At 66.3% G+C, this 18509-nt stretch carries 18 protein-coding genes; 12 read left to right on the top strand and 6 right to left on the bottom strand.

The genetic code is table 11. The features are described from left to right. Positions 1-67: 67 nt before the first annotated feature. The 8 genes from AC1D0A_RS13675 (at position 68) to AC1D0A_RS13640 (ending at position 8849) form a co-directional block, all read left to right on the top strand. Positions 68-1648 carry a sugar ABC transporter ATP-binding protein gene (locus AC1D0A_RS13675; protein WP_476946107.1) on the top strand — a complete coding sequence of 527 codons (1581 nt, stop codon included), beginning with the start codon at positions 68-70 and terminating at the stop codon, positions 1646-1648. After that, complete coding sequence (locus AC1D0A_RS13670; protein ID WP_028278026.1) at positions 1645-2682, top strand: ABC transporter permease; 1038 nt, start codon at positions 1645-1647, stop codon at positions 2680-2682. Before AC1D0A_RS13675 ends, AC1D0A_RS13670 begins: the two co-directional genes overlap by 4 nt. Next, a complete protein-coding gene (locus AC1D0A_RS13665) occupies positions 2679-3788 on the top strand; it encodes an ABC transporter permease (protein WP_243181474.1) in 1110 nt (369 codons plus the stop codon). The genes AC1D0A_RS13670 and AC1D0A_RS13665 overlap by 4 nt, the downstream gene beginning before the upstream one ends. Further along, the gene (locus tag AC1D0A_RS13660) at positions 3788-5008 is read left to right on the top strand and encodes a substrate-binding domain-containing protein (RefSeq protein ID WP_243181473.1); all 1221 of its coding nucleotides are present in this window, start codon (positions 3788-3790) and stop codon (positions 5006-5008) included. Before AC1D0A_RS13665 ends, AC1D0A_RS13660 begins: the two co-directional genes overlap by 1 nt. A 91-nt stretch (positions 5009-5099) precedes the next feature. Further along, entirely contained in the window at positions 5100-5948 is an 849-nt protein-coding gene (locus AC1D0A_RS13655; RefSeq protein WP_243181472.1) for a sugar phosphate isomerase/epimerase family protein, read from the top strand. A gap of 121 nt (positions 5949-6069) precedes the next feature. Next, the gene (locus tag AC1D0A_RS13650) at positions 6070-6606 is read left to right on the top strand and encodes a GNAT family N-acetyltransferase (RefSeq protein ID WP_243181471.1); all 537 of its coding nucleotides are present in this window, start codon (positions 6070-6072) and stop codon (positions 6604-6606) included. Positions 6607-6661: 55 nt separating this feature from the next. Beyond that, a complete protein-coding gene (locus AC1D0A_RS13645) occupies positions 6662-7396 on the top strand; it encodes a DsbA family oxidoreductase (protein ID WP_476943184.1) in 735 nt (244 codons plus the stop codon). A 130-nt stretch (positions 7397-7526) separates the two neighbouring features. Then, positions 7527-8849 carry a nicotinate phosphoribosyltransferase gene (locus tag AC1D0A_RS13640; RefSeq protein ID WP_243181469.1) on the top strand — a complete coding sequence of 441 codons (1323 nt, stop codon included), beginning with the start codon at positions 7527-7529 and terminating at the stop codon, positions 8847-8849. Positions 8850-8900: 51 nt separating this feature from the next. On the opposite strand, the gene AC1D0A_RS13635 is transcribed toward AC1D0A_RS13640, so the two are convergent. Continuing rightward, positions 8901-9443 (bottom strand): ArsR/SmtB family transcription factor, encoded by a 543-nt coding sequence (locus AC1D0A_RS13635; protein WP_243181468.1) that lies wholly within the window; start codon positions 9441-9443, stop codon positions 8901-8903. A 74-nt stretch (positions 9444-9517) separates the two neighbouring features. Here AC1D0A_RS13635 and AC1D0A_RS13630 point away from each other — a divergent pair, with 74 nt between their 5' ends. After that, positions 9518-10768, top strand: a complete 1251-nt coding sequence (locus AC1D0A_RS13630; protein WP_476946034.1) for an MFS transporter — start codon at positions 9518-9520, stop codon at positions 10766-10768. A 56-nt stretch (positions 10769-10824) separates the two neighbouring features. Here the strand turns inward: AC1D0A_RS13630 and AC1D0A_RS13625 are convergent, their stop codons facing one another. From AC1D0A_RS13625 to AC1D0A_RS13615, 3 genes are all read right to left on the bottom strand, one after another. Next, entirely contained in the window at positions 10825-11805 is a 981-nt protein-coding gene (locus AC1D0A_RS13625) for an aldo/keto reductase (protein ID WP_476946033.1), read from the bottom strand. 187 nt (positions 11806-11992) lie between these two features. Next, positions 11993-12856, bottom strand: coding sequence for an SDR family oxidoreductase (locus tag AC1D0A_RS13620; RefSeq protein WP_476946032.1), 864 nt, complete (start codon positions 12854-12856; stop codon positions 11993-11995). Next, positions 12849-13817, bottom strand: coding sequence for a helix-turn-helix transcriptional regulator (locus tag AC1D0A_RS13615; protein WP_476946031.1), 969 nt, complete (start codon positions 13815-13817; stop codon positions 12849-12851). The genes AC1D0A_RS13620 and AC1D0A_RS13615 overlap by 8 nt, the downstream gene beginning before the upstream one ends. A 170-nt stretch (positions 13818-13987) precedes the next feature. On the opposite strand from AC1D0A_RS13615, the gene AC1D0A_RS13610 reads away from it, so the two are divergent. Continuing rightward, complete coding sequence (locus AC1D0A_RS13610) at positions 13988-14626, top strand: TetR/AcrR family transcriptional regulator (protein ID WP_476946030.1); 639 nt, start codon at positions 13988-13990, stop codon at positions 14624-14626. A 33-nt stretch (positions 14627-14659) separates the two neighbouring features. Here AC1D0A_RS13610 and AC1D0A_RS13605 read toward each other — a convergent pair whose 3' ends face one another. Both AC1D0A_RS13605 and AC1D0A_RS13600 read right to left on the bottom strand, forming a co-directional pair. Next, positions 14660-15337, bottom strand: coding sequence for a LytR C-terminal domain-containing protein (locus AC1D0A_RS13605; RefSeq protein ID WP_243181463.1), 678 nt, complete (start codon positions 15335-15337; stop codon positions 14660-14662). Then, complete coding sequence (locus AC1D0A_RS13600; RefSeq protein WP_026266597.1) at positions 15330-15629, bottom strand: type II toxin-antitoxin system VapB family antitoxin; 300 nt, start codon at positions 15627-15629, stop codon at positions 15330-15332. Before AC1D0A_RS13600 ends, AC1D0A_RS13605 begins: the two co-directional genes overlap by 8 nt. A 195-nt stretch (positions 15630-15824) precedes the next feature. On the opposite strand from AC1D0A_RS13600, the gene AC1D0A_RS13595 reads away from it, so the two are divergent. After that, entirely contained in the window at positions 15825-16739 is a 915-nt protein-coding gene (locus tag AC1D0A_RS13595) for a Cof-type HAD-IIB family hydrolase (protein WP_476943188.1), read from the top strand. A gap of 189 nt (positions 16740-16928) precedes the next feature. After that, a complete protein-coding gene (locus tag AC1D0A_RS13590; protein ID WP_243181461.1) occupies positions 16929-18467 on the top strand; it encodes a stealth family protein in 1539 nt (512 codons plus the stop codon). Positions 18468-18509 lie beyond the last annotated feature (42 nt).

Genomic DNA, 18509 nt, shown 5'->3' with positions numbered 1-18509 from the left:
AACGCTCGTTCACTTCTTGACGGATCAGAACCGGTGCTGTAACAGTTAGCTCGTGGAGGGCGCATCGATGGAGAACCACAACGAAACTGATGCCGTGAATGCTTCCGAGGCGCTCCATTCCGGCTCTCCGGCTCCCCCGCCAATCCTGGAAGTCCGCGGACTGACCAAGAGTTTTTTCGGCGTACCCGTACTGGAGGATGCCCATCTCAGCCTTCACCGGGGCCAGGTACACGGGCTCGTGGGGGAAAACGGCGCGGGCAAGTCCACCCTGATGAAGGTGCTGGCCGGGGTGTACCAACCCGACGCCGGAACCGTACTCCTGGACGGCCAGGAAGTGACTTTCAGCCATCCCACGAAGGCACACGAAGCGGGGCTGTCATCGGTGTTCCAGGAGTTCAACCTCCTCCCCGACCGGACGGTGGCCGAGAACATCTACCTTGGCCGGGAGCCGCGCCGCGGACTGCTCGTGAGCAAGACCCTGATGAATTCGCAAACGGCGGAGTTGCTTGACTCCCTGGGGATCGCCGCCATCCGGCCCAGCACGCAGGTGCGGAGCCTGACGGTGGCTGAGCAGCAGGTAGTGGAGATCGCGAAGGCGGTAAGCTACGACGCCCGGATCATCTCCATGGACGAACCCACTGCGGCCTTGGCCGGCGCCGAGGTCGGACTTCTCTACGAGATAGTGGCACGCCTCCGTGAACGTGGCACGGCCATCCTCTACGTCTCCCACCGGCTCCGCGAAGTGTTCGACCTTTGTGACGTCATCACCGTCCTGAAAGACGGCAAGGTGGTCAGCACCCTACCCGCCTCCAAACTCGACGACGCCCAGCTGGTCCGGCTGATGGTGGGCCGGCCCATCTCGGCGTTCTTCCCGGACAAGTTACCCCGGGAGGATCTGACGCCAGACGGTCCCGAGGAGAAGCCGATCCTCGAGTTGCAAGGCGCCGGAAACGGCCAGCTGGACGGGATCAGCCTCAGTATCCAGCCCGGCGAGATTGTCGGCCTGGCAGGACTTCAAGGGTCCGGGCGCACGGAATTGCTTCATGCCATTTTTGGCGCAGCACCGTTCACCCGCGGAACGATGAAAATGGCCGGTGGGGAGCTGCTGCCCAAGTCGCCCCGCCAAGGCGTGCGGGCCCGGATGGCCCTGATCACAGAGGACCGCAAGGCTGAGGGCCTGAGCCTGAACCAGTCCATCCTGGACAACGCACTCAGTGTCATCAGGTCGGTCTTTCCGCGCCGCACGGGAGCCGTCAGGACAGAAATCCCGGGCGTATTCTCCTCCCTCGAGGTTATCGCGCGGGACCTGGACCAGGAGGTGCAGTACCTGTCGGGCGGCAACCAGCAAAAAGTGGTCCTCGCCAAGTGGCTGGCTATCCGCCCCCTGCTCGTCCTGCTGGATGAACCCACCCGTGGCATTGACGTGGGAGCCAAGGTGGCGGTGTACCGGCTGATGCGCCAGCTCGCGGCGGAGGGCAAGGCCATTTTGATGGCCTCCAGCGAGCTTCCGGAGGTTATCGGAATGTCGGACCGGATCCTTGTCATGCGTGATGGCCGGCTCGTCGGCGAACTGCCTGCCGGTACGTCGGAAGAAGCCATCCTCCAGCTGGGAACCGGCGCCAGGACAGCACCCGAAGGAGAGGCATGAAACAACGAGCAAGCTTCTTCCAGAGACTGTCCTCCACGCAGATCGTCTACCTGGTGGCGCTGGTGACACTCATCCTGGGAGTGTTGCTGGTGAACTCCATCGGGCGGAGTTTCTTCAGCCCGGGAAATATCTCGAGCATCCTGACAGGAACCAGTGTTCTGGGCTTCATCGCGATCGGCCAGACACTGGTCATCCTGGCAGGCAGCCTGGATCTGTCAGTTCCCTACGTCACCAGCCTGGCCAGCCTCATCGCTGCCGGGGTGATGGCCAACAATCCAAACAACGTCTTGTCCGGAGTCCTGCTGACGCTGGGCACCGCAGCGGTCATTGGACTCGCGAACGGGCTGATCGTCGCCCGCCTGAATGTGCATGGATTCATCGCCACGCTTGGTGTGGGCCTGATCATCAGTGGCTTCCTCGCCACCAATTTTAAGGGCAGCTTCGGCGAGACACCGCTTGCGTTCCGCCTCGTCGGAGCCACGGGGATCGGCCCGGTCCCGATCTCCACGATCATCATGCTGGCCTGCGCGGGCCTGGCCGGCCTGCTCCTGCACCGCACCCGCGTCGGCCACCACCTGTACGCTGTCGGCGGCGACATTGCCGTCGCCCGTACATCCGGAATCCGCGTTGACGTGCCGGTCATTACGGCGCATGTCATCTGTTCAGTACTGGCGGGAATGGCAGGGCTGCTCCTTGCCAGCAGGCTGGGCGTGGGCAGTCCCACTGTGGGTTCCCAGGGCGGCTACGACCTGCTCTCCATCGCAGCAGTTGTGCTCGGGGGCACGTTGCTCTCCGGCGGCAAGGGGACTATCACCGGCACCCTCGGCGGCGTGCTGATCTTTGCCATGTTGGACAACATCATGTCCGTCATGCAGGTCAACCCGTTCCTGAAGGATGTGGTCAGGGGCGTAGTCATCGTCGTCGCCGTCGCCGTCTATGCCCGTCGCCGGATCGTCAGCAGACCGGAACGGTTCCCCGCAAAAGGGTCCGTGGAAACGCCCGCGGCCCAGCCTGTGCCCGTGGAGGGGCCATGAGTACGGCTTTGAACTCCGAGCGCAGCGCCATTCTCAAGCAGAACCGTGCCAGCCGTTCCGAGCGGCTCCTGCGCGCCGTGCGCACCCCCGGCGGCGCCGTCTTCGTCCTGCTGACCGGCCTCCTGGCGACGATCATCGTCCTAAACCCGTCCTTCGGGGAGCCGGGTTCCTTCATCCGGTTCGTCGGCAGGACTGCCCCCATTGCCATTGCCGCCATCGGCCAGTACTTCGTCATTGTCGCCGGGGAATTCGACCTGTCGATGGGATCGGTCGTGACGATGCAGGTCATCGTTGCCGGCAACCTGATACGGCAGGACGATTCCAAGGTGATCCCCGTGCTGGTCCTGATGCTGGTGCTGGGCGCCTTCATCGGACTGGTGAACGGATTGATCACAACCTTGCTAAAAGTCCCGAGTTTCATTGTCACGCTGGGCATGATGCTGGCGCTTCTCGGGCTGGTCCTCTACTGGACCGGCGGCGCGGCCCAGGGGAACCCTGCGGACAGCTTCCGGCAGATCGGGCGCGGCGGCATCCAGGACGTTCCGGTTCTGGACATCATTCCGTACCCGGTCATTATCCTGACAGCGGCGGCGGTCGCGGGGTTCGTCCTGATGCGCCGCCCCTACGGCCGCATGCTTATCGCGGTCGGGGACAATCCTTCGGCGGCCGCACTCGCCGGCTCGCGCGTCTGGTGGGTGCGGACGCGGGCCTTCATGATGTCTTCGCTGTCGGCCACCGTGGCCGGCATCCTGCTCGTGGGTTACGCGGGCGTGCATCCGTCGGTTGGGCGCGGGTACGAGTTCACGGCGATTACCGCCGTCGTCCTCGGGGGCGTTGTGCTGGGCGGGGGGCGCGGCTGGGTCCTGTCCGCCGCGGCGGGGGCGTTCGCCCTCGAGTCCTTGTTTACCCTTCTGAACTTCATGGGTCTCCAGGCGACGTGGCGGGACACGGTCCAAGGAGCAATCATCATCATCGCCGTGGCCGCAGCATCCAGGTCGTGGCAGCGCAAGCGCAAGGGGGCCAGTTCCGCTGCCCATGACGAACAGCACCAATTGGCCGCAGCACCCACGCCCGCCGAGGGCACCGAACAAGGAGGAAGAGTCTGATGCGCAATAACTCTGTCCGCGCGATCGCCCTTGCCGCAGCATTGCCGCTGGTGGCCCTGACCGGATGTACCACCGAACCATCCGCCACCCAAACGACAGGGACTGGCACCGGCTCTGCGGCGGCATCCAGTCCGGCAAGCAAAGACTGGTTTGACCAGTCGCTCTACGACACACAGAACCAGCAGCGGTCGGCAACCTTTGAAGGGAACCCGGAGCAGCCCTATCTGCAGTACATCGCGGGCCCGATGAGGGACACGTCCAAGTTCAAGGCCCCGGGAGCGCACAAGGTCTGCTTCGCCAACGCCTCCATCTCCAACCCCTGGCGGCAAACCGGGTGGATCACCATGAACCAGCAGCTCAAGGCACTCCAGGGCACCGGCGTCATTTCTGAAATGGAGACCCGGGACGCCAAGGACAATGACAACACCCAAATTGCCGACATTGACTATTTCATCGCCGAGGGCAAATGCGATGCGTTCGTCATTTCACCTAATTCCACGGCCGCCCTCACCCAAGCCGTTGAACGTGCCTGCGAGACAGGCAAACCCGTGGTGGTGTTTGACCGCGGTGTAGAGACTGACTGCGCCACCACGTTCATCCACCCGATCGGTGGGTTCGCCTGGGGCATCGACACCGCCACTTTCCTGAGTGAAAGGCTTCAGTCCGGGGACAAGGTGGTTGCCCTTCGCATCCTCCCGGGTGTGGATGTCCTGGAGCACCGCTGGGCGGCGGCCAAGAAGATCTTCGAGGAAAAGGGAATTCAGGCCAAGGACTACTTCACCGGCGCCGACCCCACGAAGATCAAGAACATCATCTCCGATGAATTGGCCACAGGTGACGTCAAGGGCGTGTGGATGGACGCCGGAGACGGTGCGGTGGCTGCCCTCGAGGCCTTTGAGGATGCCGGCAAGAAGCTGCCCGTGATGACCGGCGAAGATGAGATGAGCTTCCTGACCAAGTGGAAGCAAACCGGGATCGACGCCATGGCCCCGGTCTATTCCAACTTCCAATGGCGGACCCCGCTGCTGGCCTTGGAAAAGGTCTTCAAGGGCGAGCCGATTCCGGCCGAATGGGTCCTGCCGCAGAAGCCCATCCTCAAGGACGAACTGGACCAGTGGCTACAGCGTAACCAGGGCATGCCCAGCGGGCACTACGCCAAGTTCGGCGGCGAGGACCTGGCCGGCTACCCGGAGGTCTGGCAGAAACGGCAGATTCCCTGACGCAGCCCCCGCGGTCCCGCGATATACCCCCTCCCCGCGGGACCGCCGCGTCTGGAACAGTCGGCAGGACAAACAGATGGAAGGAGACAGCTTGGAGCGTCTGACCGGAATCAGCACCTGGGTCTGGGAATCCCCCTTGACCGACTCCAACCTTCCCGGGCTGTTGGCGAAAATCGCCACCATAGGGTTTGACGCCGTCGAACTGCCGCTGGAAAACGAGGGCGATTTCACGTCCGCAGCAGTGGTGGAATCCCTCGAGAGAAACGGGCTGAAACCGTTCGTGGTGGGGGCCATGGCACCGGGGCGAGACCTGGTGGCGGCGGATCAGGCTGCCGTGGAAAGGACCCAGGCCTACCTGTCAGCCTGCATCACCATGGCCAGCAGCATCGGTTCGCCTACTGTCTGTGGGCCGTTCTACTCCCGAACTGGCCGGGTCTGGCGAATGTCGCGGGAGCAGCGACGGGACGCCTACGCGGAGCTGCGCCGAAACCTCCAGCCGGTCGCGGCCCGGGCTCAAGAGGCGGGCGTGGTGCTTGGCATCGAACCCTTGAACAGGTATGAAACATCGCTGATTAACACGGTGGACCAGGCACTTGAGGCCCTTGGACCGCTGCTCGGGAACGGAGTCGGCCTCGCGTTGGACAGCTACCACCTTCACATCGAGGAGCGTTCGGTGGCCGCGGCGGTCCGGACCGCCGGAGAGCATCTGGTGCACGTGCAAGTCTGCGGCAACGACCGCGGCGCGCCCGGTGGGGACCAGACCGATTGGAAAGGCTTCCTGCAGGTCCTGAATGAAGTGGGCTACACGGGGCCCCTCAACATTGAAAGTTTCACGGTCGACAATGCCGCCATTGCCGTCGCGGCGTCGATCTGGCGTCCCCTGGCTCCAAGCCAGGACGAGTTGGCTGAAAGTGGCCTGGCTTTCCTGCGCAGCCTGTGAGTGCGCTGCAGGGCATGGCGACCACCACCGCTAGAGTCTTCTAGGGACAGCCAACGCCGCTGGATGCGCCGTTTGACGGCGTTGGCCGGAGAGAAATTCACCATCTGCCGGGAGATCCCCCATGACCCACATACTCCGAACAGCCACCGCGGACGACGCCGGGAGGCTGGCAGCGCTTGCGGCCGTCACCTTCCCGCTGGCGTGCCCGCCGGAATCCCGGCCGGAGGACATCGCGGCGCACCTCGCCAATACCCTGAGCGAGGCCAACTTCCGGGCTTATCTGGCAGATCCGGCGGTCACGGTGCTGGTGATCGACGCCGACGGCGACCTCCGCGGCTACAGCCTGCTGGTGGCCCGCCCCGCCCGGGACCCGGAGGTGGCCGCGGTCCTGAGTGAACTGCCGTGCACCGAGCTCAGCAAGTGCTACGTCCACCCGGAGCACCACGGGCTCGGCGCCGCGGCCGAACTGATGCATGCAAGCATCGGCGCGGCCGCGGCGGCCGGCGCCCGCGGGCTCTGGCTCGGCGTCAACAGCCAGAATGCCCGGGCCATCCGGTTCTACGAAAAGTCCGGCTTCCGCAAGGTCGGCACCAAGTCCTTCCAACTGGGCACCACCGTGGAACACGACTTCGTGATGGAGCGCCCGGTTGCGTCGTGACGAAGCCGACAGGCCGCCGGGGAATGGACCCGGCGGCGGCGCGGTTGTTGCGGGCATGAAGATTGAGATCTGGTCCGACGTCGCCTGCCCCTGGTGCTACATCGGCAAACGCCGTTTCGAAACCGCCCTCGCGGCCTTCCCGCACCGTGATTCCGTGGAGGTGCAGTGGCGCAGCTACCAGCTGGACCCCACGCTCCCGGAGCACTACGACGGAACCGAACTGGACTATCTCAGCACGCGCAAGGGCATGGCTCCGGCGCAGGTATCGCAGATGTTCGAGCACGTTGCGGCCCAGGCCAAGGGCGAAGGGCTGAACTACCGGTTCGACGCCGTCGTGGTCGCCAACAGCTTCACGGCCCACCGGCTGATCCACCTCGCGGCCGCCCATGGCAAGCAGGACGCTGCGAAGGAACGCCTGCTCAGCGACCACTTCGAGCACGGCAAAGACATCGGCAGCCAGGAGTACCTGACCGCTCTGGGCCTTGACCTCGGACTCGACGCCGGCGACCTGGCCGAACTGTTCAGCACGGACACCTACGCCGACGCCGTCCGCAACGACATCGCCGAGGCCCGCGCCCTGGGCATCAGCGGCGTCCCGTTCTTCGTGATCGACCGGAAGTTCGGACTCTCCGGCGCCCAGCCCGCCGAAACCTTCACCGCCGCCCTCGAGCAGGCGTGGCAGGACAGCCACCCGCTGGTCATGGTGGGCGCCGGCGCGGAAGCTGCGGATGCCACCACCGATTCCCACGCGGAATCCGGCGCCTGCGGCCCGGACGGCTGCCCCGTCTGAGCCCGGCATCGTCGAAGTCGCCGGAGACTCCCGGACTCGCCGGAAGTTTCCGGCGACTCGGGGCGTTTCCGGCGAACTCCCGGCACTGGCGGCATCCTGCGGCTTCGGGCGGCCCGGCCTAGAGTTGATCATGGACACTTCGGCCGGACCGGACGGACCCCGGACCTCCCTTTTTACCGACCACTATGAGCTGACCATGTTCCAGGCGGCCCTCCACTCCGGGGCCGCGCACCGCCGGTCCGTCTTCCAGGCCTTCGCCCGGGGACTGCCGGCCGGGCGCCGGTACGGCATCGTGGCCGGCACCGGCCGGCTCCTCGAGGGGATCGCGAACTTCCGCTTCGACGAGGACGACCTCGCCTTCCTGGCCGCCACCGGCGTGGTCCACGAGGACACCCTGGAGCACCTGGCCGCCTTCCGGTTCTCCGGCGACATCTGGGGTTATCCGGAGGGCGAGGCCTACTTCCCGCACTCCCCCGTCCTGATCGTCGAATCGACGTTCGCCGAGGCCTGCGTCCTGGAGACCTACGTCCTGTCAGTGCTGAACCATGACAGCGCTATCGCCTCGGCCGCATCCCGGATGACCAGCGCCGCCGGCGGCAGGCCCTGCATTGAGATGGGCTCCCGCCGCACGCACGAGGAAGCGGCCGCCGCGGCGGCCCGCGCGGCTGTCATCGCGGGCTTTTCCGGCACGTCCAACCTGGCCGCCGGACGGCGTTACGGCCTGCGGACCATCGGCACCGCGGCCCACTCCTTCACCCTGCTCCACGACTCCGAGCGCGACGCCTTCGCGGCGCAGCTTGCCTCGCTCGGGTCCGGCACCACGCTGCTCGTGGACACGTACGACGTCGAAGCGGCCGTCCGCACCGCCGTCGACCTCGCCGGAGACAAACTTGGGGCCATCCGGCTGGACTCCGGAGACCTCGTGGCCCAGGCACGGTGGGTCCGCGAACTCCTGGACAGCCTCGGCAACGTGCACACCAGGATCGTGGTGACCTCGGACCTGGACGAATTCGCCGTCGCCGCGCTCCGCTCCGCCCCGGCCGATTCCTATGGCATCGGCACGTCCCTGGTGACCGGATCTGGGGCGCCAACGGCCGGGATGGTCTACAAGCTGGTGAGCCGGGCTGGTGACTCCGGTGAGCTGGCTGCTGTGGCGAAGACCTCGAAGGACAAGATCAACATGGGCGGGCGCAAATTCGCCGTGCGCCGCCTCGACGACCGCGGCACCGCCACCCACGAGGTCCTCGGCGTGGACCACCCGCCGGCCGCCGGAAGAAACGGACGCCCCCTCCTGCAGCAGTTCATGAAAGACGGCGAAATCCAGCCCGGCTGGACGGGCCCGGACGCGGTGGGGCGGGCCCGGGACCGGCACACGGCTTCCATGGCGGAGCTGCCCCGGGTGGTGGACAGGCTGCAGCCCGGCGAGCCGGCCATCCCCACTATCTACGAATAAAGCCCGCTAAGGCGACGCAAGACCCAAAGTCCGTTCGGGGAGGACGGCGACCTAGTCTGACGTCCGGTGCAGGACAAAGATGCCGCCGTAGGCGGGCTGGTCCAAGCGCTGCCGGTCGCTGTCGGTGTATTCACTCAGCACAGCGTGGATGCGGGTGGTGAGGTCCTCAGCATCTTCCTCGGAGAGGTGCAGAACGAAGCGTGAGAGGCTGGCGAGCGCTTCCGGTCCTGCTTCTGTCAGCTCTTCCCGGAACGCCTCGAGCGGGGCCAGCGGACCGGCGGGACCGGCTTCACTCAGTGCGGTGTCGAGCTTCCAGGACCGCCCCGTGGAACGATACGGCTTCTCCAGCGCGCCACTCTCGCCCGTGCGGACCCCGGCAGGTTCAAGGAACCCCGTTGAGAGCAACTGCCGCACGTGATAAAGCACCGTTCCGGGATCCTGGCCCAGCCGGTCGGCGAGTTGTTTGTTGGTCAGTTCGTGGAGCCCGCACAGGCGCAGGATCCTCAGGCGCAGCGGATGGGCCAGCGCCTTAATTTCCCGGGCGCTCGCGACGGGTCTTTTTTGGTCCGCCCTCGACTGCTCTGGGTCCGTCATGTCCCAATCCTACAATCCGATGTACTGGATTCAATCACCTTGAATTTCCTCAATCACTGTGGAATGGTCCACCTATGACTAGTCACGCTGCGCAGGTGAAGGAACGGCATCGTGCGCCGCTGGGTGCGTCCTACTGGAAGCTGTGGACCTCCTCCGGGCTCTCCAACCTCGCGGACGGGGTCTTCAAGATCGCGCTGCCGCTGCTGGCCATTCAGTTCACCCAGTCACCCACCCTGGTTGCCGGGCTGAGCGTCGCAGCGACGCTTCCCTGGCTCCTCTTCGCCCTCACTGCCGGCGCGCTGGCCGACCGGCTGGACCGGCGCAAGCTCATGTTGTGGGCCAACCTCAGCCGGGCGGTGCTGCCCGCCCTGCTGGCCGCCGTCGTGTTGCTGGATGTGGGCTCCATTTGGGCGCTGTACGTTGTCGCACTGATGGTGGGTGTGGCTGAGACGCTTTACGACACCTCCGCGCAGTCGATCATGCCGCAGCTGGTGCGCAGGGATCAGCTCTCGCGCGCCAACGGCCGGCTCTACGCCGTCGAGCTCACCACCAACCAGTTCATTGGTCCCCCGCTGGGCGGGCTGCTGGTGGCCATGGGTCTGGTTGCGGGCGTTGCCGTGCCGGCGGCCCTGTGGCTTGCGGCCGTTGGCGGCCTGCTCCTGGTCCCGGGGGCATTTCGCACAGAACGTGAGCAGAAGACGACACTGCGATTCGACATTGCTGAGGGGCTGCGGTTCCTCTGGAACCAGAAGATCCTGCGCACACTCGCGGTGATGACCGGGGTGTTCAACTTCGCATCCAGCGCGGCTGTCGCGGTCTTGGTGCTGTTTGCCGTGGGCCCGGCTTCACAGATGGGGCTGTCCGAAGTGGGGTTCGGCCTGCTGTTGACCACCTCCGCTCTCGGCGCCTTCGTTGGCTCGTTCATGTCCGAGCGGGTGGAGGCCAGGCTCGGCCGGTCGACGTCCCTGATGCTCACGATCTTCGGGGCCGCGCTGTTCGTAGGTGCGCCCGCCCTGACCGACAACCCCTATGTTCTTGGCCCAATCTTCTTTGTGGGCGGCATGCTGATCGTGCTTTGGAATGTCATCACCGTATCCCTGCGCCAGCGCATTACTCCCAACCGCCTGCTGGGCAGAGTCAACAGCGCCTACCGCCTGCTGGCGTGGGGCACCATGCCGCTTGGTGCAGCAGCCGGCGGTCTGCTGGCCCAATGGCTGGGGCTGCAGGTCATGTTCGGCATCATGGGAGTGCTGACGCTCGCGCTACTGGGGATGATGCCCGTCCTCACGAACAAGGCAATGGCCGCGGCCGACGTCGAATCCTAAGTTGCTGCCAGGGGCGCGGATCGGGCATCCGCCCCACGTTTGGCGCCGGGTGGCTGTCAGCTGTCGATCGAGGCCATGTTGGCCTCGTCGTGGCGTTCCCCCGCGGCGGGCCGGAGCGAGTTCAGCCGCTCCAGCTGGTCACCGGTGAGTTCGATCCCGTCGGCCGCGGTGTTTTCCTCGACCCGGGAGACCCGGCGGGTGCCGGGGATCGGGGCGATGTCGATCCCGCGGGTCAGCAGCCACGCGAGGGCGGTCTGCGCGGGGGTCGCGCCGATCTCGGCGCCGATGGCCTCTACCTCGTCGACGATCGCGAGGTTGCGGCGGAAGTTCCCACCCGTGAACCGGGGGTTGGTCTTGCGCCAGTCGTCGTCGGCGAAGTCATCGACGGAGCGGATCTGGCCCGTCAGCAGCCCGTGTCCGAGCGGCGAATACGGAACGAACCCAATTCCGAGGCCGCGCAGCAGCGGCAGGATCTCCGCCTCCACGTCCCGGGTCCACAGCGAGTACTCCGTCTGCAATGCCGAGACCGGCTGCACGGCGTGTGCCCGGCGGATGGTTTCCGGGGAGGCCTCGGACAGCCCGAAGTGCAGCACCTTGCCCTCGGTGATCAGGTCAGCAACCGCGCCGGCCGTCTCCTCGATCGGGGTGTTCCGGTCGATCCGGTGCTGGTAGTACAGGTCGATGTGGTCGGTGCCCAGGCGCTTGAGGGAGCCCTCGACGGCGGCCCTCACGTTCGCCGCGCTGCTGTCGACCACGCCGGGGCCGCCCCCGGAATGGGAGACCAGGCCGAACTTCGTTGCAATCCTGACCTGATCGCGGCGTCCCTTGACGGCTTGGCCGACGATCTCCTCGCTCAGGAACGGCCCGTAGATCTCCGCGGTGTCGATGTGGGTGACCCCGAGGTCAAGGGCGCGGTGGATCGTCCGGATCGACTCCGCGTTATCCAGGGCGCCCTCACTGGTGTAGGTGCCGGCCATGGTCATGGCGCCGAGTCCGACGCGGGAGACTTCCAGGCTTCCGAGGAGTGCGTTCTTCATGGTGTATTTCCTTTGGGTGTGGTTCCCCGGCCTGGAATGCGGGCACTGCCCACAGCGTGGCAAGGGTTTTGGGCGGCCGGTAGCCATTGGCGTCCAGCGGATATGTCGAGACTGGGTGGACGACGACGGGACGCTCCCGACGTCGTCAGTTTGCGTCGGTGTCAGGCGTCGTCGTCAGGCGTCGGTGTCAGGCGTCGTCGTGGGCCAGGTTGCTGGAGAGCTCGCGGTGGGCGTCGGCCTGGACCTGGAGTTCCTTGGCCCGGGCCTCAAAGACTCCAACGGCGTCCGCTCCGGCGGCGAAGCGCAGCGGCGGTTCATCCAGCTCCGCCAGTTGGACGAGGGCGACGGCGAGCCTGGCCGGGTCCCCGCCCTGAAGGCCGTTCATCCCTTTCCACGCGGTGACTGTCTGCTCGGTCCGCTCGGAATAGTCCCCGATAGTGGATGCCGCGTAGCTGGTGGATTCCGGGGTGAGGAGCTCGGTGCGGAAGAATCCCGGCTCAACGATCATGGTGCGGATGCCGAACGGGGCGACTTCGGGGGCCAGGGATTCGGCCCAGCCCTCGACACCGAACTTCGAGGCGGCATATGCGGAAAGGAACTCCCCGCCGGCGATGCCGGCGGTCGAGGAGATTGTGACCAGCAGGCCAGAGCGCTGGGCCCGCAGGACGGGCAGGGCCGCACGGGTGACGTTTATGGGTCCGAACATGGTGGTTTCGATCTGGGCCCGGAAGTCCTCCGGGGAGATTTCCTCGAAGAACCCGGCGTAGAAGTTGCCGGCATTGTTTACGAGCACGTCGATCCGGCCGAACCGGTCCACGGCGGCGGCGATGGCGGCGGTGGCGTCGGCGGGGTTGGTGACGTCGAGTTTTACGGCCAGCAGGTTCTCGTTCTCGCCGACTGCCAGGGCGGCCTTGTCGGGGTTGCGGCCGGTGGCGACGACTGCGTGGCCTGCGGCCAGGGCGGCCGTGGCGATGTCAATGCCCAAACCGCGGCCTGCCCCGGTGATAAACCAGACTTTCTGCCCGGTCTTGGCGTCGTTTTGCTCAGTCATGTTCTGTCTTTCCTGGGTTAAGTGTTCCGGGCCACGCGTGGGAGCGCAGATCCGGGATGGAAGAGTCGCCGGGTGTGGTTTGCGCCGGAGGCGATGCCGCCCAGCTGGCAAGGAACGCCAGCGCGTTTTCGGACGCGGACCCCGGCTCCGCAGTGAAGGTGTACAGGCTTTGTCCCTCATCGCCGGGAAGGTCGAGCGTCTCGAACTGCAGCGACACGTCGCCGGCGACCGGATGGTGGAAGCGCTTGGTTCCCGTGGTGTGGATCCGCACGTCATGGCCGGCCCACAATGCGGCGAAGTGCCCGCTGCGTGTGGTCAACTCGCCGACCAGTTCGTTCAATGCGCGGTCATGGGGATTCCGTCCCGCTTCCGATCGGAGCATCGCCACCGTGGTGGCGGCGATTGCGGACCAATCGGGGTAGAAGTCCCCTGCCCCCGGATCGAGGAAGAGGTACCGTGCCTGGTTCGGCAGCTGGCCCGGAGCCTCCGGGCCAGCGGCTGCTGTGGACTCGAACATCGGCCCGTACAGCGCGCGCCCCAAGGAGTTGGCGGCCAGCACGTCCGAGCGTCCGTTCTGCACCAGGGCCACCGCTCCGGTCATCCTGTCCAGCAAACGCACTACTCCGGGACGGACCCTCTGCTGCGGTGGCCGGCGCACCGGCCGCCGGGAGGACGGCGTGTCGGCCGTCCTGGCCAAGTCCATCAGATGCGTCCGCTCTGCCTCATCCAGCTGAAGGGCGGAGGCCACAGCGTCGAGGACCGAGTCCGAGACACCGCGGATGCTGCCGCGTTCCAGCCGCGTGTAGTAGTCCGTGCTTACCCCGGCGAGCTGGGCGACTTCCTCCCGACGCAGCCCCGGCACGCGGCGCAGCCCGCCATAGTTGGGGAGGCCGGCCCGATCCGGGGTGATCTTCGCCCGGCGCGAGATCAGGAAGTCTCGGATTTCATCTTTTCTGTCCACATCCACCACGCTACGCAGGCCGGACGGGCGGTGGCAGTGTCTATCAGACACCCCCAGTTGAGGCGGTGGATACAGGTGTGGCCCCTCAGAACCGGTCGATGTTCATAGCCTGGCCGTGTCACAGTCCGCCGCCCGGCTGCTTTGGTGACAGATCGCGCTAAAGTGTGCGTATGCCTAGGATTTCGGCCGCGAGCAACGCCGCCCAACGTGCCGAGACCCAGCGCCGCATCCTGACCGCGTTCGGGGAACTCCTCTTCACCCACGGGCTCCCCGGCCTGACGATGACGGACGTCGCGCGCCATGCCCAGATCGGCCGGACCGCCGTCTACAACTACTACGCGGATATCGAAGAGCTCCTCATCGCCTACGCGCTGGATGAGACCGAGCGGTTCCTGCTCGATCTGCGCGAATCCCTCGATGCACTGGAGAACCCGGTGGAGCGCCTGGCCGTCTACGTCCGCGCCCAGGTGGAGGACCTGAGCCGGCGCCACCTGCCGCCGGGCCCGGCCATGGCGGCGGTGCTCTCGCCGTCGTCGTTCGCCAAACTGGCCGACCACGTGGGTGAGCTCAGCGTGCTCCTGCGGGGCATCCTGCGCGACGGCATGGCCCAGGGGTACCTGCCCGAGTCGGACATTGCCCAGCTGGCCCAGCTCATCCACGGCACGCTCTCCTCAAGCGCTGCGCGGGGCGACGGGGCGGGCCAGGACGCCGAGGCCGAGGCACGGCTCGCCCGGACGGTGCGGTTTGTCCAGCTGGGGGCCGGGGCCAGGTTTGACGACGCCGGCCGGCCGGTCCACACCATCCGCTAGGTCCCGCGCCGGGAAGGCCGGAAAGCTGTGCCTTTAGCCCGTGCCGGGCGTCGCCGTGGGTACGGCGGGCAACGTGGCCTCATCCACGATGCGCCGGTTCTCGCGGGGGCAGCTGAGCTGGCCCGGCGTCTGGTCCACGAGTTCCGGCTTGGCCAGTTCCTTGAAGTCGCCGGTAATGATCACGTCCACGCTCGCGTCCGCGCGGCCGTCCTGGACATAGTCCGAGCCGGGCACGTGGCGCTGGACGCTGAAGGCGGCCGACTGGCCCGCGGCACCGGAGACCACCAGCGCCACGCCGCGGTAGCTCGACGTCGTGTTCCCCACGGTACCCACCAGGAACTTCCGGGCGGCGAGCTGGTCGGCCACGCTCCGGGCCAGGCCCGGCCGGCTCGTGGAGTTGTAGATGTTGACGTGGACCTTCTGCGGCGGCGCGTAGTCGTAGGTGGCCGCCGGGCACACCGACACTGCCGCCCTGCTCCGCTCCGCCCCGGGGATCTTGATCTGGCCGTTCATGATGGCGAGGGCCACCACGATCGCGGCCACGATGAGGCCGACAAGCATCACCAAGACAACGCCGTGCAGGATCCTGCGCCGCAGCCGGTGGGGGTTCTTTGCCGTATCGTCCTGCTCCACGAACGTGGCCCTCAGCTCGGAGCCACTGATGACGCGGTGCCCGTGCAGGACTCTGACGTCTGGCGGCTTCCTAGCCATTTATCACGAGGACCCGCGCATGAATTGCGGTGCGCTGGTGCAGCGCGGTGCGGACTGCCCGGTGCAGGCCGTCTTCAAGGTAGAGGACGCCGCGGTATTCCACGACGTGCGGAAAGAGGTCGCCGAAAAACGTGGAGTCCTCGGCCAGCAGGGCTTCAAGGTCCAGTGTGCGCTTCGTGGTCACCAGCTCATCAAGCCGGACAGGACGCGGGGGCAGGGCCGCCCAGTCCTTGGGCGTGGTGTAACCATGGTCGGGGTACGGGCGGCCCTCGCCCACAGCTTTGAATATCACCTTGCCAGCCTAGGGAACTTCGACGCCCGAAGGAACGAATGTCCCCCGGCGGCGTGAGGTTGTGGCCAAACGGTAACCATTTGTCACACGACGCGTTGACACGACCAGCGCCTGCCGCCTGTCACATCCAGCGCAGGGCCGTCGATCTGCTGCGCGGCTCACCCAAACGTCCCGTGCGGCTGACAGAATGGCCGTATGACTTCACCCGAGACTGCCCCTGTTCCGTCGTCGTCGGCCCCCGTGCTGGCGCTGCTGCTCGACGTCGACGGTCCGGTCGCGAGCCCGGTCACCCGCGAGGTGCAGCCCGGCATCATCGCCGACTTGGTGGCCCTGGCCGCCGCCGGCGTGCCGGTCATCTTCAACACCGGCCGGTCGGACGCGTTCATCCGCGAGCAGGTCATGGAACCGATGATCGCCGCCGGGATGCCCGCCGGCACCCTCATCCACGCCATTTGCGAGAAGGGCGCCGTCTGGTTCAGCTACACGGCGGAGGGCCCCGGCCCGGTCCACATGGACCACGAGCTCGCCATTCCGCAGGCCTTCGGCGATGACGTGCGCCGCCTGGTGGCTGAGGACTACTCCGCCCACATGTTCTACGACGAAACCAAGCGGGCCATGGTCTCCGTGGAGCAGCACATTGCCGTCCCCAACCCCGACTACCGGGCCGAGCAGGAACTCTTCGACGCCGACGCCATGGGCATCATGGCCCGGCACGGGCTCGGTGTGGTGCGGCTGGACCACCACGTCCCCGATTCGGATGACCAGGTCGACTTCCGCGTCGATCCGACCATCATCTCCACCGATATCGAATCGGTCCGGCTGGGCAAGGACCTGGGCGCGAGCCGGGCCGTGGAGTTCCTGGCCGCGCAGGGGATCACGCCGCAGGCTTGGCGCACGGTGGGCGATTCCCGCACGGACTACGCCATGGCCGACTGGCTGCACCACAACGACCACGCCGTGAAGCACGTCGACGTCCGGCCCGCGGACGGTATCCCCGTCAAACCCTACGAGGTTCTCACCGCCGCCGATCTGGGGCTCGGCGAAGACGTGATCCACGACGACGCCGGTGCCGCCTTCCTGCACCACTGGCTGGCCATCGTCACCGGCTGAGCCCCCGCTCCGCCGTTACGGTCGGTCACATTTCGTCGTCACGCACGCCGCGCGGCGGCCGGTTTTCCGCGGCAATTTTGAGGCCCGCGTTATCATGCAAGTAGACACCAACGCACTCAAAGAAGCGGGAGCTCAGACATTACAGAAGCAGCGATCCAAGACGAGATTTACTATGGCAGCCAGGCATCTGTGGACGCCCACGCCGAGGTCACGTCGGCGGCCGCAGTCGCCAGATTCCGGACCCGCTCCGATGTTGTCCGCCACCGCGGCCGCTATGCGCTGATCAACGAAAACCGCACGCCGTACCAGGCCATGGTCGAGGACCTGATGTTCCTGCGTTCCGTCCTGGCCGGCGCCGGTATCGGCTACCTGCTGGTCCGCGGCAACAACCATCGCCCTGTGGTCGCCGTCGACTGGAAGGACCGCAAGGAACTCCGCGACGCCCTCGTGGAGGCGTGCCGCGACGAGCCGATGTATTCCATGAGCGTGGACGCAAAGAAGAAGTCGTCCGTGCTGGTGGCCGACGGCGAGCTGTCGCCGAACCGCCAGGCCCGGATCTTCCGGCTTTACCGGCCCAGGGTCGAACCCGAGGGCGGTTTTGAATTCGGGGCTTCCGCCGGCGTCCAGCTGGAGCTGTGGAGCTTCGAAGGCGATCAGCTGATCCTGCCGATCGAGAACTCCCTGACGCGCCGCACCATGCTGGCCCAGGACGCAGTGCGCGGCACGGTGGAACGCTACGGCCACACGTGGCCCACCATCGAGAACATGTTCGCGGACCACGCCAGCGACATCAGCTTCGACGTCGACCTGGTCTTCTCATGGGTTGACGGCAGCTCCCCCGAGTACATCGCGGCCCGCCGCGCCCGCATGGCCGGCGTGGTGGTGGGCGAGGGCGATGACCACGAGGCCCGCTTCCGCCAGATCGATGAGCTCAAGTACGCCCTTCGCTCGGTGTACATGTTTGCGCCGTGGATCCGCCGGATCTTCATCGCCACGGACTCCCCCGCGCCGTCATGGCTGGCCGACCACCCGAGTGTGACGATCGTCCGGAGCGAAGAGTTTTTCGCCGACACGTCGGTTCTGCCCACGCACAATTCGCAGGCCGTGGAGTGTCAGCTGCACCACATCGAGGGGCTCTCCGAGCACTTCCTGTATTCGAACGACGACATGTTCTTCGGCCGCGCCGTGGGCCCGGACATGTTCTTCACTCCGGGCGGCATCACGAAGTTCATCGAGGCCGAAACCCGGATCGGCCTGGGCGACAACGACGCCGAACGCAGCGGCTTTGAGAACGCCGCCCGGGTGAACCGCAAGCTGCTCCGGAACCGCTTCGGCCGCATCACCACCCGGCACCTTGAGCACACGGCGGCCCCGTTGCGGCGCAGCGTGGTCGAGCAGATGGAGCAGGAGTTCCCGGCCGAGTTTGCCAAGACCGCCGCGAGTACCTTCCGGGCAGCGGACAACATCTCCGTGACCAACTCGTTCTACCACTACTACGCGCTGCTCACGGGCCGGGCCGTAACCCAGACAGCTGCCAAGGTGAGGTATGTGGACACCACGGCGCGGGCCGGCCTGAACTACCTGCCCAAACTCCTGGCCAAGCGGAACATGGACTTCTTCTGCCTCAACGACGGCAGCTTCCCCGAGGTCCCGGCGGAAGAGCGGGCCGAACTGGTCACGGACTTCCTGGAGAAGTACTACCCCATCAAGGCGCCCTGGGAGAAGTAACGGACCGTGACCAAAACGGGCGCCGCGTCGGCCGGGGAGTGA

Source organism: Arthrobacter sp. P1_D4 (assembly GCF_056406115.1).
This window is presented reverse-complemented; position numbering and strand designations above follow the sequence as displayed.

What these genes read in the sequence shown, in the direction of transcription:
- AC1D0A_RS13675 (WP_476946107.1), top strand. Translation starts at nt 68, where the DNA reads ATGGAGAACCACAACGAAACTGATGCCGTGAATGCTTCCGAGGCGCTC.
- AC1D0A_RS13670 (WP_028278026.1), top strand. Translation starts at nt 1,645, where the DNA reads ATGAAACAACGAGCAAGCTTCTTCCAGAGACTGTCCTCCACGCAGATC.
- AC1D0A_RS13665 (WP_243181474.1), top strand. Translation starts at nt 2,679, where the DNA reads ATGAGTACGGCTTTGAACTCCGAGCGCAGCGCCATTCTCAAGCAGAAC.
- AC1D0A_RS13660 (WP_243181473.1), top strand. Translation starts at nt 3,788, where the DNA reads ATGCGCAATAACTCTGTCCGCGCGATCGCCCTTGCCGCAGCATTGCCG.
- AC1D0A_RS13650 (WP_243181471.1), top strand. Translation starts at nt 6,070, where the DNA reads ATGACCCACATACTCCGAACAGCCACCGCGGACGACGCCGGGAGGCTG.
- AC1D0A_RS13645 (WP_476943184.1), top strand. Translation starts at nt 6,662, where the DNA reads ATGAAGATTGAGATCTGGTCCGACGTCGCCTGCCCCTGGTGCTACATC.
- AC1D0A_RS13640 (WP_243181469.1), top strand. Translation starts at nt 7,527, where the DNA reads ATGGACACTTCGGCCGGACCGGACGGACCCCGGACCTCCCTTTTTACC.
- AC1D0A_RS13635 (WP_243181468.1), bottom strand. Translation starts at nt 9,443, where the DNA reads ATGACGGACCCAGAGCAGTCGAGGGCGGACCAAAAAAGACCCGTCGCG.
- AC1D0A_RS13630 (WP_476946034.1), top strand. Translation starts at nt 9,518, where the DNA reads ATGACTAGTCACGCTGCGCAGGTGAAGGAACGGCATCGTGCGCCGCTG.
- AC1D0A_RS13625 (WP_476946033.1), bottom strand. Translation starts at nt 11,805, where the DNA reads ATGAAGAACGCACTCCTCGGAAGCCTGGAAGTCTCCCGCGTCGGACTC.
- AC1D0A_RS13620 (WP_476946032.1), bottom strand. Translation starts at nt 12,856, where the DNA reads ATGACTGAGCAAAACGACGCCAAGACCGGGCAGAAAGTCTGGTTTATC.
- AC1D0A_RS13610 (WP_476946030.1), top strand. Translation starts at nt 13,988, where the DNA reads ATGCCTAGGATTTCGGCCGCGAGCAACGCCGCCCAACGTGCCGAGACC.
- AC1D0A_RS13605 (WP_243181463.1), bottom strand. Translation starts at nt 15,337, where the DNA reads ATGGCTAGGAAGCCGCCAGACGTCAGAGTCCTGCACGGGCACCGCGTC.
- AC1D0A_RS13595 (WP_476943188.1), top strand. Translation starts at nt 15,825, where the DNA reads ATGACTTCACCCGAGACTGCCCCTGTTCCGTCGTCGTCGGCCCCCGTG.